This window comes from Paenibacillus sp. FSL R7-0273 (genome assembly GCF_000758625.1).
In the GTDB taxonomy this organism is placed as follows: domain Bacteria; phylum Bacillota; class Bacilli; order Paenibacillales; family Paenibacillaceae; genus Paenibacillus_AQ.
Genome location: NZ_CP009283.1, coordinates 1,527,228 through 1,540,473, shown reverse-complemented (window position 1 = coordinate 1,540,473; position 13,246 = coordinate 1,527,228). Strand labels below are relative to the sequence as shown.

12 protein-coding genes are annotated in these 13,246 nt (G+C 52.0%); 3 read left to right on the top strand and 9 right to left on the bottom strand.

What is annotated here, in order from left to right:
- Positions 1 to 8: 8 nt before the first annotated feature.
- From R70723_RS06775 to R70723_RS06750, 6 genes are all read right to left on the bottom strand, one after another.
- Positions 9 to 761: an amino acid ABC transporter ATP-binding protein gene (locus R70723_RS06775; protein ID WP_039870818.1), complete on the bottom strand. Its 753-nt coding sequence runs from the start codon at positions 759 to 761 to the stop codon at positions 9 to 11.
- Complete coding sequence (locus R70723_RS06770) at positions 758 to 1,468, bottom strand: amino acid ABC transporter permease (protein WP_039870816.1); 711 nt, start codon at positions 1,466 to 1,468, stop codon at positions 758 to 760. The genes R70723_RS06775 and R70723_RS06770 overlap by 4 nt, the downstream gene beginning before the upstream one ends.
- The gene (locus R70723_RS06765) at positions 1,465 to 2,250 is read right to left on the bottom strand and encodes an amino acid ABC transporter permease (RefSeq protein ID WP_039870813.1); all 786 of its coding nucleotides are present in this window, start codon (positions 2,248 to 2,250) and stop codon (positions 1,465 to 1,467) included. Before R70723_RS06765 ends, R70723_RS06770 begins: the two co-directional genes overlap by 4 nt.
- Positions 2,251 to 2,283: 33 nt before the next feature.
- Positions 2,284 to 3,153, bottom strand: coding sequence for a transporter substrate-binding domain-containing protein (locus R70723_RS06760; RefSeq protein ID WP_039870811.1), 870 nt, complete (start codon positions 3,151 to 3,153; stop codon positions 2,284 to 2,286).
- A 4-nt stretch (positions 3,154 to 3,157) separates the two neighbouring features.
- Complete coding sequence (locus R70723_RS06755; protein ID WP_039870809.1) at positions 3,158 to 3,673, bottom strand: GNAT family N-acetyltransferase; 516 nt, start codon at positions 3,671 to 3,673, stop codon at positions 3,158 to 3,160.
- 120 nt (positions 3,674 to 3,793) lie between these two features.
- Positions 3,794 to 4,687 carry a LysR family transcriptional regulator gene (locus R70723_RS06750; protein WP_039870807.1) on the bottom strand — a complete coding sequence of 298 codons (894 nt, stop codon included), beginning with the start codon at positions 4,685 to 4,687 and terminating at the stop codon, positions 3,794 to 3,796.
- A 292-nt stretch (positions 4,688 to 4,979) separates the two neighbouring features.
- On the opposite strand from R70723_RS06750, the gene R70723_RS06745 reads away from it, so the two are divergent.
- Positions 4,980 to 5,537, top strand: a complete 558-nt coding sequence (locus R70723_RS06745) for a GNAT family N-acetyltransferase (protein WP_047171049.1) — start codon at positions 4,980 to 4,982, stop codon at positions 5,535 to 5,537.
- A 101-nt stretch (positions 5,538 to 5,638) separates the two neighbouring features.
- Here the strand turns inward: R70723_RS06745 and R70723_RS32540 are convergent, their stop codons facing one another.
- On the bottom strand, positions 5,639 to 6,955 hold the full coding sequence (locus tag R70723_RS32540; protein WP_063837755.1) for a VWA domain-containing protein: 1,317 nt from the start codon (positions 6,953 to 6,955) through the stop codon (positions 5,639 to 5,641).
- Positions 6,956 to 7,105: 150 nt separating this feature from the next.
- On the opposite strand from R70723_RS32540, the gene R70723_RS06735 reads away from it, so the two are divergent.
- On the top strand, positions 7,106 to 7,768 hold the full coding sequence (locus R70723_RS06735; protein ID WP_039870806.1) for a 3'-5' exonuclease: 663 nt from the start codon (positions 7,106 to 7,108) through the stop codon (positions 7,766 to 7,768).
- A gap of 467 nt (positions 7,769 to 8,235) precedes the next feature.
- On the opposite strand, the gene R70723_RS06730 is transcribed toward R70723_RS06735, so the two are convergent.
- Both R70723_RS06730 and R70723_RS06725 read right to left on the bottom strand, forming a co-directional pair.
- Positions 8,236 to 9,192, bottom strand: a complete 957-nt coding sequence (locus tag R70723_RS06730; protein ID WP_039870804.1) for a 3'-5' exoribonuclease YhaM family protein — start codon at positions 9,190 to 9,192, stop codon at positions 8,236 to 8,238.
- Between the two features lie 217 nt (positions 9,193 to 9,409).
- A complete protein-coding gene (locus R70723_RS06725) occupies positions 9,410 to 11,677 on the bottom strand; it encodes an FMN-binding protein (RefSeq protein WP_039870802.1) in 2,268 nt (755 codons plus the stop codon).
- Between the two features lie 495 nt (positions 11,678 to 12,172).
- Between R70723_RS06725 and hemH the strand changes: the two genes are divergently transcribed.
- Positions 12,173 to 13,213: a ferrochelatase gene (gene hemH, locus R70723_RS06720; RefSeq protein WP_047171048.1), complete on the top strand. Its 1,041-nt coding sequence runs from the start codon at positions 12,173 to 12,175 to the stop codon at positions 13,211 to 13,213.
- Positions 13,214 to 13,246 lie beyond the last annotated feature (33 nt).

Sequence of the window (13,246 nt, the reverse complement as noted above, 5' to 3'; positions counted from 1 at the left end):
TTTGCCTCCTATATGGAATAGTTCAGTTCAGGTGTAATCCGTTTCAGGAACTGCTTCGTTCTTTCCTCACGCGGATGGTTGAACAGCTCCGTTGGGGTTCCCTCTTCAACAATGACCCCGCCGTCCATGAAGACCACATGGTTCGCCACATCACGGGCAAAGCCCATCTCATGCGTCACTACGATCATTGTGATGCCTTCCTTGGCGATTTTGCGGATAACGGCCAGCACTTCACCGACCAGCTCCGGGTCCAGCGCAGACGTCGGTTCGTCGAACAGAATGACCTCCGGCTCCAGCGCCAGCGCCCGGGCAATGCCCACCCGCTGCTGCTGGCCTCCGGACAGCTGGCTCGGATAAGCATCCAGCTTGCTGCCGAGGCCGACCTTTTCAAGCAGGGCAACACTCCGCTTCCGCGCTTCGTTCTTTGACAGCTTTTTGACGATGAGCAAGCCTTCCATCACGTTCTCCAGCGCGGTTTTGTGGCGGAACAGATTGTACTGCTGGAATACCATTGCCGTCTTTTGCCGGAGCTGATAAATCTCCTGCTTACGGGCATGCTTGCAGTCCACCTTGAAATCACCGATGGCGATCTCGCCGCTGCCCGGCTTCTCCAGATAATTCACACAGCGCAAAAGCGTTGTTTTGCCGGAGCCGCTTGGGCCGAGAATGACCACTACCTCACCTTTGGTAACCGTTAAATCTATATTGTTCAGCACCTGATGGCGGCCGAATGATTTTGAAATTTGCGACAGCCTGATCATGCCACTCCCCCCCGGTTATACAGATTAATCCGTCTTTCAATCACCGATGTCGCACGTTCAATCAGGAACGTAAGCCCCCAGAAGATCAGCGCCGCCGCCAGATAGGCCTCAAAAAACTTCCAGTTCGTCGAAGCCACAATCTGCGCCTTGGCATTGATATCCACCACCGACACGGTAAAAGCGAGCGTTGATCCATGCAACATTCCGATCACAGCATTCGACAGGTTAGGCAGGCTCGCCGCCAGCGCCTGGGGAAAAACAATCCGCCGCAGCGCCTGCGGTGTAGTCATTCCAATGGAATGGGCCGCCTCCAGCTGGCCGCGGTCCACTGCGAGCAGGCCGGAACGGACCACCTCGGACATGTAGGCTCCCGCTGTAATCGAGAATGAAATGTACGCAAAGCCGATCATCGGAATCGACACCGACCGGAAGCCCCAGCCGAAATGCGCCGCCAGCCCGTCAATCAGCACGGGAAGCCCGAAGTAGATCAGCAGCAGATGCGTCAGCATCGGCGTTCCGCGGATAAAGGTGACGTAACCGACTGCCAGCGGATAGAGCACCGGAACCCGGTATATTCTTATCAAGGCCACTGCCAGGCCAATAACGAAGCCGGCAAGCACAGAGACGACAGTGATATATAGGGTCGTTGGAATCGCACCCAGGATCTGCACAAAAGCCGTCCAGATAAACGACGGGTCCAGCTTCATAATCCGGCGCCTCCTTTACCTGGTCCCAGCTCCGCAATGATGCGGCGGTAGGACCAGCTCTTGTTGATTTTGAATGCTTTTCGCTCCGGACCGGTCACTTTCTCATGCCGCAGCAGCCGGCGTTCCGCCACAAGCAGCAGCTTCTCAATCGTAAAGCTGATAACCAGATAGATCAGGGCGAGTGCAATATACGTTTCAATAAAATGCTGCGTCAAGGTACCAAGCGTCTGCGCTTTCCCCGTCATCTCCATCACTCCGAGCGTAAAGGCCAGCGACGTGTCCTTCAGCAGGGCGATCACCAGGTTGGAGAAAACCGGAACGGCAATCCCCAGCGCCTGCGGCAGCACGATCCGTCTGAATGCCTGAAACGCCGTCATCCCGGTCGCATAAGCCGCTTCCACCTGCCCTTTATCCACCGCCTGCACGGCCGCTCTGATCATCTCGGACATGTAAGCCCCGGTATGCAAGCCGTAGGTCAGAATCACGAAGACCAGCACCGGCGTCCGCGTCATATCCACATTCACCAGCTTGAGAATTTCCGGCAGGCCGTAATAGAACAGGAAGAGCTGAATCAGAATCGGTGTGCCCCGGAAAAAGGAGATATAGACTTCAGAGCAGGTCTTCAGCACCGGAATTTTATAAAGCCTCGGCAAAGCTACCAGAAAGCCGACAATAATACCTGCCAGCAGCGAGCCGCCGACAATCAGCAGCGTGGTGCCCAGCGTACCAAACAGCTTCGGTAAAAAAGAAAATACATAACTGATATCAAACGGCGCGCCCATACGCTCCCTCCCTTCCCCGGTTCACCGGTCTCATCACTGCACCGAATCCGCTGTAACGTCTGCCCCCAGCCATTCTGTGCTCAGCTTGCCGAGCGTACCGTCTGTCTTCAGCTCCTTGATCGCACCGTCGATGGCATCGGACAGTTTCTGGGAATCGGCATCATCCTTGCGGAACACATAGAGAATGTCTGCGGAGGACAGCTCAGGACCCGTAGCCTTCAGCTGGCTCTGCGGATCAACGATCGGGATGACAAAATCGGCAGCCAGCGTTGCATCCACACGGCCGGTTGTAATCTGGGCAGCTGTATCGTTAGCGGTACCGCTCTGATAGACAATATTGATGTCATCTGCGTTCTCTTTATTGTAATTTTCAAGGATCTGCGCCTGAGCGCTTGTCGCGCCGACCAGTACCTTTTTACCCTTCAGATCGTCCAGTGTCTGGATCGAGTCGTTGTCCTTAGCCACAACAATGCGGTTTCTCCAGTGGGCATAAGCTTCTTTGTTAAAAGTGTACTTCTGCTCCCGCTCCGGATTCTTCTCCATAACATGGGCAACCAGATCGATTTTTTTGGTTTCCAGGCTCAGCAGCAGGTTGCTGAAATCCATTGTCTGAAAATCAAATTCATATTCCGGCAGCTTGTTATCAATTTCCTTGAGCAGCTCCACATCAAAGCCGGTCAGTTTGCCGTTCTCATCGATAAAGCATACCTGCGGGAACCCGGTCCCTGTACCTACGATGATCTTCGTTACCTTAGCTGTTGTATCCGCCGGTGCAGCCGCTTCAGCTACCTTATTGCCCGCGCTGCCTGCGCTGTTGCCGCCTGCATTGTTGCTGTTATTTCCGCAGCCGGCGATCGCCAGCGTTAATACGGATGCAAATACTAGCGAAATGGACTTTTTCATGTTTCTATCCCCTTTGAGTGATTTGTGGTTTATTTATAAGTGTCTTTTTTAGCAGATACATAATGCCGTCGCCGTTCTGCGGATCAAGCTCCACGAAGCGCTCATATCCCCGTCGTTCATACATTTCAACCAGCCATGGATGCTTTTTCGCTGTAGCCAGCGTAACCTCAGGTGAGCCGAGCTTGCCGAGGATAATGTGCTCCTCTACCCAGTCCAGCAGCTTACCGCCATAGCCCTTGTTGCTGTAATCGGGGTGAGTGGCAAACCATTTTACAAAAGGCAGCGGGCTGAACTTGCGGATCTCCTCTTCATTGGAGAGTGTAATGGTAGCCATAACGGCTCCATCCACTTCAAGCACATAACACTCATTCGCAGTGATGTTGTCTTCAATCAGCGCCAGATCAGCGTTCGCCGCAGGCCAGTGCAGCCCGAGCTCGCGGATCAGCTGATAGGCACGGTATGTAACATCCAGCAGCTGCTCTGCATCCCTTAGCTCTGCCAGCCGGTAAACCTCACTCATCGCAAGCCCTCCATTCTTCCGGTTTATTAATTTTATAATCCCTATCGATTTAGTCGTGATTATATGCAATTAACTTTATCACTGCATGTGACCATGCGCTAATAGAGTTTTTTAATACATCTATACAATTAGTCGATTATCCACCTTACCCGGGGCTGCCTCCAGCAGCGTTTCAATAAACTCCGCGTTCTCCCCGTTCAGGGAGATCAGGCTGGTCCGCAGGGAAATCCCCTCCGTCTCCGCAATATCCACTCTGATCAGCGTTCCCGCCGCCACTTCCTCCTGCACGCTCAGCGCCGGCAAAAAGCAGATTCCTGCCTGCTTAAGCACAAGCTTTTTCGCCGTCTCCAGATTATCCACGTGGTATTCAATATTGGGCGGCTGCTCCATGCTCTCGAATACGCGGTGCAGCCGCATCCAGTCCAGGGAGCCGCATTCAAAAAACACCAGCGTCTCAAAGCGGATATCCTGCAGCGTTGCATGTCCGCTTTTGGCCAGATGATGCCCTGCATGCACGTACAGCGAAATAGGGTCCTCGCAGAACGGGTACGTCTGAATTGCCGGATTGACTACCTTGCGGATAAAAGCGAGATCGATTTCCTTTGCCTTCAGCTTATCAATCAGCAGATCGGTTGAAGCCGTTGTCAGCTTGATCGTGATATGCGGATATTTCTGTTTCAGCCGGTGCAGCAGCTGCGGCATCAGATAGTTGGACACCGATACAGTGCTGCCGATCCGCAGCTCATTCGGAATATGGCCTTTGGCCTGAAGCTGATGCTTGCCGCTCTGATACACCTGGAGAATCTGCTGGGCGTACGGCAGGAACTGCTTGCCTTTATCCGTCAGATGAACCTGCTTGCCCAGACGGTCGAACACCTTGCAATCCAGCTCCCGCTCCAGCGATTGAATACGGGCTGTTACCGTCGGCTGCGAAATGTACAGCACCTCGGCCGCTTTATTGAAGCTTCCATAGTGGTTGATGTAGACAAAGGCCTCAATATTATCGATATTCACTCCAAGCCCTCCCTGAAAAGCTTTATAATTTTAACTATTCCGATGAATTAACAATGATTTATAATTGTGCTCACCTATAGATTTTGTATATATATTAGATACGGCTCATTTTTTTGTCAATATATTTGCGATGCGCATTTCCCCGTTTTCCATTAAATTAGTCACAATTATAGAAAGAACTTTTCTATCCATTTATCGGAATAATGAAATTCCTCTTATATCGCTATGGATTATCGGGTATAATGACACCAATCAAATGACCGAATCCGCAGATGAAGGGGGATATTGGAATATGTCAAAAGAAGTGATTATCCGCGACGCAATAGATAGCGACCGGGATGCCATTGCGGGGGTCCTGCTGGATGCCTACAGCCAATACTCCGCTTATTTACCTGAAGCCTTTTGGCTGGAATACCGTGATTCCATCCTGGCTTCTGTTCAAGGGGATGCACCGGCTGCCCGGATCGTTGCCGAGATTGATCAGCAGATTGCCGGCAGCATGCTGCTGTTCACCTCGTCGGAGGCCGCCTACGGCAGGCCCGAGCTTGGCATAAATGCCCCTATCCTCCGCCTGCTTGCCGTTTCTACTGCCGCCCGCGGCCGCGGAATTGCCACGCTGCTGATTGGGGAAGCCGTTCGCAGATCCCGTGAACAAGGCGCTGCCGCCCTCCACCTCCACACCTCCGACATGATGGCCTCTGCCATTAAGCTCTATGAGCATCTGGGCTTTACACGCGCCTATGAGACGGATATTATGAACGGCGAAACACTGGTCAAAGGCTACCGCCTGGACCTGCTATCCGCGCCTGCACATGAAGTTAATCAGCCGCTGTCAGCGACAGGGTTATGAGCAGTTTGCCCTTCCGCGCAGTATCGCATAGCAGGTTGATATGCAAACAGGCCAGCCCCCCGGGGCCGGCCTGTTCATCATATCGCTTTTGCAGCACCGTGTTACGGTTGTAATATCCGTTTCTCTTTCGCCGCCTTAAGCCAGTGCGGGAATTCATTCAGCAGCCGGTCGTACAGCTCCTCATCCGTAACCTCCTCAATCCGGTCCAGATGCACAAAATCCGCATTATCCACGACCCTGCCGGTCATGTTATCCAGCCCCTCCAGCACTTCGAAATCGGAGTTTCCGATTCCTACAAACTGCCAGAAAATCGGCTGGACGGCTGCATTCTTAATGACTTTTTTCGTAGCCCTCACGACGCCTCCGTCATTGATAAAAATAATAAAGACCGGAGTTTTATCCTTTTTCTCTTCCTTCGTATATTTGCGGATCACGTCCTCCATGACCGGAGGCTCATTATTAAACCCAAACTTATGAATAGACCGGTTGTTCAGGATTTCCCGTTTAACGTAATCGCCGAAATCCCGCTCCGTAACAGAATCCATCCTGCTGAACTCGTTATCATACACCCAGACATCCAGCACACCGTTGTCATCAAATTTGCTGGCCACTGCGAGAATCCGCTCAACCACTTCCTGCACCACGCCTCTTGCATACAGATTTCTCATGGAGCCGCTGATATCCAGTACAATTCCCACTCTGGCCGTTACGCCGGTCAACTGCTTCTTTTCTAGGGTGAACTGGACGATTTTTTTGCGCAGGTCGATTTTGGATAGGACAGGAGGTTGTAATGCTTCCTCCGGTACCGCCTTCGTATCTTCAGTCCCCTTAACAGCCGTTTCCGCTGCAGCCGCGACCTCTGCGGACCCGGAAGCCTCAACTTCCAGCCCGTAATTCACACATAATGCCGCAAGCCCGCCATTAAACCCGCTGCCGACAGCGCTGAATTTCCATTCCCCATTATGCCGGTATAGCTCGCCTACTACTATCGCCGTTTCCTGCGCTAAATCAGAGCCATACTCAAAACGGTGCAGCTCCTCGCCGCTCTGCCGGTCCAGCAGCCTGAGATATAGACCCGATACATCCTTCATCCGGTGGTTCAGCCGCTCACCTTCGTAGATAGTCAGTGTCAGAGCAATCCTGGCAGCCTTTGGCGAAAGCCGGGACATCGAGACAGTTATGCTCTCCTTATCTCCATTCCCTGCAGCCGCATGTGTAACCGCACCGTCCTGTGATACCGGGTTTCCATAAAAAATAAAATCCTCGTCACGCTCACACCGCCCCTGCTCCGACAGCAAAAATGCAGCAGCATCAATGCCCATCTGTGCATTCCCCGCTGACCATCCAAAAGATAATATAAGCTCGTTCAGGCTCCTGCCCTTTGTCACATCCGCTTTCTGACCTTTTAACAGCTGCATCAGCTCATCTCCTCAGCCTATTGGTATTTTTCCAGATATTCATAGTTTAGGAATAGCATACTATCGGGGATTTGTAAATTCAGCAGATTGTATTTACTCTTTCACTACTTTAATATTAAGAATACATATGATAGATAAGGGGCTTTACCAATGAATTTTACTGCAATAGACTTTGAGACCGCAAACTCCAGCCGCTCCAGCGCCTGCTCCCTGGGACTTGTCCAGGTTAGAGACGGTATAATAACGGCCGAGCATGTGTGGCTGATTGATCCGCGCCAGCGGTTTGACGGCATGAACATTGCAATCCACGGCATCACTCCCTCCATAGTCCAGGGACAGCCTACCTTTGAGGAGCTTTGGAGCACGGTGGAGCCGCTGCTGCAGGATGAGATCGTCGTGGCCCATAATGCCGCCTTCGATATGAGCGTACTGCGATACTGTCTGGATGCTTCGGGGAACCGCTACCCTGATTTTCAATATTTGTGCACGTATTTACTCGGCAAAAAAATGCTCGATGAGCTGCCCTCCCATAAACTGAATGTCATCTCCCAGCATTTCGGCATCAGCCTGAAGCACCACGATGCGCTGGATGACGCCCGTGCCGCAGCGCTGATTCTGCTGAAGCTGATGGAGCAGGACCAGAAGTTCGAGCCGCTGCTGCTGGCAGACAATCAGGGCTACACCGCCGGAAAAATGTTTGCAGGCGGCTACACCCCCTTCAAATCGCCGCCCAAAAAAACACCGCGAAAAAAGCAGCCAGTTAAGCCACCTGCTTTGCCGCCATCTGCCCCTTCTTTCAAGCCTTACTTTTGATCGGGGAGTGCCGGGCTGGCGGGGCTGCTATTTGGCGGCCCGCCCCCGTGTGCACGAGCACTAGTGGAACTTGTACGCCTCCCGCCTCATGAAAATAACGGGAGTTTTCCCGTTATTTAGGCCGCTGTACCTTCCGCGAGCGGAATCAAAGGCACTTTTGCCTTTGATTTGTCCATTCCGCACCATATGAGCGGAATCAGAGGCACTTTTGCCTTTCATTCGCCCATTCCGCCCCATACGAGCGGAATCAGAGGCACTTTTGCCTTTGATTTGTCTATTCCGCACCATATGAGCGGAATCAGAGGCACTTTTGCCTTTGATTTGTCCATTTCGCCCACAACCAGCGGAATCAGAGGCACTTTTGCCCTCAGCCAATCCTCACACCAAAAAGCAGGCTCTCCCGAAACCGGGTGAACCTGCTTTTTGATTCGGCTGCACGCCGAGGATCATCACACCTTATAGCCTGCTTACAGCTTAAGCCGGTATACCGCCTTATTTTCCAGTCCCCGGATAAACGGTGTCCATTCCTCGGTTTCCGGCGTTGTATCGAGCGCATCCTCTACCATCTGCAGCTTGGCATCCATTGCATCAATATGATGCAATGCGACCGCTTCGGCCGTCTGCGGCTGTACCGGACTGCCCCACTCACCCAGATTGTGATGGGACAGAACGAGATGCTGCAGCGCGAGCACCTTTTCCGACTCCAGCTCGATGCCTGTGCGGATCGCCGCCTCGGTAATCCAGTTGGATGCCATCGAAATATGGCCGATCAGCTTGCCCTGCACACTGTAGTCTGAGACGATACCGAAGCTGGAGATCATTTCCTCCGGCTTGGCGATATCATGCAGAATGATCCCTGCCCGCATTAGGTCAGGATTCAGGAACGGACGCTGCTTGCACAGGAAATCACCGATTTCCAGCATCCGTACCATATGATAAGCCAGCCCGGCATAGTAGGCATGATGATGCGTTTTGGCCGCCGGATAGTGCATCAGCTTTTCCTCAACCTTCCCTACACAAAAGGCAACAATTGCAGCAATTTCCGCATCACGGATACTGGACATCGCCCCTTTGATCGTATGCAGCAGATCCACCGGACGGATCGGGGCCGAACGGATGAACTCGGTCAGGGACACGCCGTCCGATTCCTCTGCCAGCCGCATTTTGGTAACCTTCACCTGCAGCTTTTCGCGGTAGGTGTGGGCAATCCCGCGGACCTTCACCAGCGCCATCGGAAAAAAGGTCTCCTTATCCGCAGTACTGGCATCCCAGTACTTGGCGGATATCTGACCGCTGGAATCGCCCAGCACAATATCGAAATAATCCTTTGGAGGAGTACCGTTCGTTTGTTTGATTGCCAGCTCTCTAAGCAGATAAAATCCGGTAAATTCATCCTGTGGAGATAGCTGTTTGATAAGTGTCATGTTGGAGCCTCCCGTTATTAACAGGCTAACACCTGCTGTGTATAGTAAACTTTTGACATTGCCTGCGAATTCCCTCTAAATACTATACGAATCTAATACTGAAATATGACGCAGTTATATTAAGTCTACTATAATATACCCGAATAATACACCAAAAGGGGCCGCCCCCCGCCATTTGCATGGCTGAGAACAACCCCCTGCTAAATCTCAATAATACTTACTTGCCTGCTGCTTCCAGAGCGGCTTTGATAGCCTCTACCGCTTTGGCAGAAATGGCTTTTTCATCATCGTTAGCGCCGAATGCCGCTGCTTTGTAGCCGTACTTGTGCAGACTGTTGCCGGTCGAAGTGGACTCAATTTCACTCTTCACCGCAAGCTGAGCGGCGGACAGAGACTGCGGAATCACTACTTTACCATTAATGTCCAGATAGTAGACAAGCATTGCTACAGGAACATTGTGCTTCACAGTAACCATAACGTTTACGGATTTATCAGTGCTTGCACCAATGAAAATACCGTTGAAGAATGCGGCTTTGTCAGCCTCTGCAACTTCAGCTTTACCGTAAGCTCTGTCTACTGCAGCTTTCAGGGCAACGCTGCTGCTTGTTGCGCCGGATACAGCGTCAACCTGCTGTACACCTTCTCTTGTGCCGGCAGCCAGGAAGCTTGCTGTCAGCTGCGGGATTGCCTTTTGCACTTCAGCGTAAGCTGCCTTGCCCAGGTCTACCATGTTCATGCCCACACGGGACAATACAACATTTACGATTTTGCCGTTACGCAGGGTAACTTCAGCTTTGTTCGTGCCTTTATCATAAGCGTCACCAAATGCGGTGAATGTGCCGTCTTTGTACTCGCCTTGCTCCTTAGATGCATTAGTAAGAGCGTCAGCCAGTGCTGCTCTTGCTGCTGCGGACAGTGCTTCCTGGCCTGTAACGTCGGCAAGTGCTGTGCCTTTTTCGAGCAGGCCTGCCTTCAGCTGATCAACCAGTGTCTTCTGTTCTGCAGTCAGCTTGGCATCAGCAATTACTTTGCCGTCTGTACCAAACAGGCTCAGTGTCAGACCGGTCACTTCATCAGCTTCAATATCAACCAGCAGCATGATTTTGGACTGGTTATCCACGCCTGCAAATTTACCGTCGAAATACTGTCCTTCAGTCGGAACCTTCAGCGCTTTTTCAAATGCTCTTTCAACAGCCTGGTTCCAGCCGTGGCTGCTCTCGGTAGCACCGGAAATGCCGTCAACCTTCTCATCGTAATTGGCAATGTAAGATCCGTTTGCCAGCAATTTAGCTGTCATAGGAGCATTTGCTTTTACCACTTCTGCATAGGCGGTTGCGCCTCTGTCAATCAGGTTGTTGCCAAGTCTGTACAGCTTGACATCCACCAGCTTGCCGTTACGGATTACGATGTCAGCCTTCTCCACACCCACGCTTCTTGCAGTGCCGTAGGAGGAGTAGAATCCGTCAATATAAGCGGAGGTATTGTCGATAACAGCGTTCTGCTCAGCATCCCAGAATGCATTGATTGCAGCTCTGGACTGCACTTCAAAGCCTGGTACCGCCTGTGCGGAGGAGCCTTTAGCCAGCAGTGCAGGCGTAATTGCCGCAATTGCCGCAGTCTGCTCTGCAGTGTAGGCTTTTTCGTCTACAAAATCACCTGCAGCAGTCAGCGGGTAGAGCTTAACGGCAGTAAGGCTGTTCTCATCATAGCTTGCAAATACTGCGTATTTGCCTTCAGGGTCGATACCCATGTGGTCCCCTGCAAAATAAGTGGCATCCGCAGGCTTCACTTCAAGCGCTCTTTCAAACGCTCTGTCAACGGACAGCTTCCAGCCATTGCTGGTGCGGGTTGCACCGGATACGGCATCCACTGCTGCTGCACCGTCTCTGGTTTTGCCAACCAGACGGTCCTTCATCAGACCGTAAGCTGGCCAAATGCCGCTGTAATTATCACGGACATTGCGGTCGATCAGCTTTGGACTGGTTCTGTACAGCTCCAGATCAGCAACCTTTCCGTCCTTGATCGTAACCTTGGCGCCTTCAGTGCCTTTGGAGTAGGCATTGCCGTAAGCAACATATACTCCGTCTGTATATACGTTTTCTTTAACAGTTACAGGTTTAGCGGTTGCTGCAGGCTTTGCAGTCGCTTTAGCCGTTGCTGCTGGCTTCACAGTTGCTGCTGGCTTCACGGTTGCTGCCGGTTTCACGGTTGCTGCCGGTTTCACGGTTGCTGCCGGTTTAGCGGTGGCTTTCGGTGTAGCCGCAGGCTTTGCGGTAGCTTTTGGTGTTGGCTTGGCAGCTGGTTTAGCTGTAGCCTTTGGTGTTGGCTTAGCAGCCGGTTTGGCTGTAGCTGCCGGTGTTGCCGCTTCCTCAGATGCAGCCGATACGGCATCCACAGTCAGCTTCAGAGCCGGTGCGTTAATAGTGTAAGCGAATGGTGCGAGCAGCAGTGCTGCGCTGATTGTCATCGAAAATAGTTTTTTCAAGGCGTGCTCTCCTTTACCTGATCCCCAGTAATATGTAACCCTTCAATGCGTTCCTCCTGCCGTTCCTCTCCTGTCCTTTCTTACGAAGAACAACATGTTTCTTCATAAGAGAACATCCCCCCTCTCCCGATTATGCATGACCCGTTTCCTCTGTCTTTAAAAGCAGATTGCTCTTGTTTGCTGTTGTCTGATGCATAAGGTGAAAAAAATCACATAAAAGGTGAATTAATTCACATAAAATTTCAAAACCTCACTGAGGTGATTTCTGGCTTGATGGTAACAAATCCCGGCTTCTCTTCTCTGTATATAAAATCACACACCCTATAAGAAACATCACTATTTCCCCTTAACATGAAAAAAATATTTTTATTAACTCTCAAATTCTCCCATTTCCTCCGTCATATGATAAACACATGATTTTCTGTATTGTGCGCTACGTAAAAAATATGATATTTTTAAACGATGTCATGTTTATGAAAAGGAGCAATAACTACAATGGACCAGCCGCTTATCGGGGTCATTCTCGCCCAAATCGGAACACCTGATGCGCCAAACGCTAAGGCTGTACGCCCTTATCTGCGCAGATTCCTCTCAGACCGCCGGATCATTGATTATCATCCCATGCTCTGGCAGCCCCTGCTGCGTGGCATTATTCTGCGCGTGCGGCCGCGTAAATCCGCAGCGCTCTACAGCGCTATCTGGCAGAAGGACGGCTCACCTCTGCTTCTGCATTCACTGGCCCAGCAGAACGGTCTGCAGGCACAGCTCGGAGAGCATTACCGGGTCGGGCTTGCGCTCGCCTACAGCCAGCCGGGTATGGAACAGGCCATGGCCTCACTCGAGGCTGACGGCGTTCAGCGAATCATTGTCGTTCCTTTATTCCCGCAATACTCATCGACCACGACTGCCTCTGTCTACGACGCCGCCTGCTTCGCCGCTCTCGGAAGAAAAAGCGCCTCAGGCCCGGTAACGAAACGCTTCGTACCCGCCCTGCGGTTTATAGATACTTACTATGCTGCACCCGGATATATTTCAGCTATGAAGCAGCATCTGCTCCGCCAGCTGGAGCCAATGACAGACAAGCCTGATTTCACCGTACTCTCCTTTCACGGCATACCCCGCAGATATGCGGAGACAGGCGATCCTTATCCTGAGCAGTGCCATACAACCGCCCGGCTGCTGGCAGAGGCAATGGGATGGGAGCCGGAAAGCTGGCAGATCAGCTTCCAGTCACGGTTTGGCCGGGAGGAATGGGTAGGTCCCTCTACTGAGGAAGTGCTGAAAAGCCTGGCCGGACGGGGAATCCGCAGGCCGATGATTTTTTCACCGGGCCTGGTGACTGACTGTCTGGAGACACTGCATGAGCTGGCCGTGGAGGGGCGTGAATTCTTCGCTTCAGGCGGAGGGGCTGCAGAGGATTTCCTTGCTGTCCCTTGCCTTAATGACAGTGAAGAATGGCTGGATTTCCTGGCCGGTCTGGTTCAGGAGAACGCCCGGGGCTGGCTGCCGGCTGCGGAGCCGGGAATCGGCTGCTGATTCTGCTTCACCTGAAACCGTTCCATACAAAAA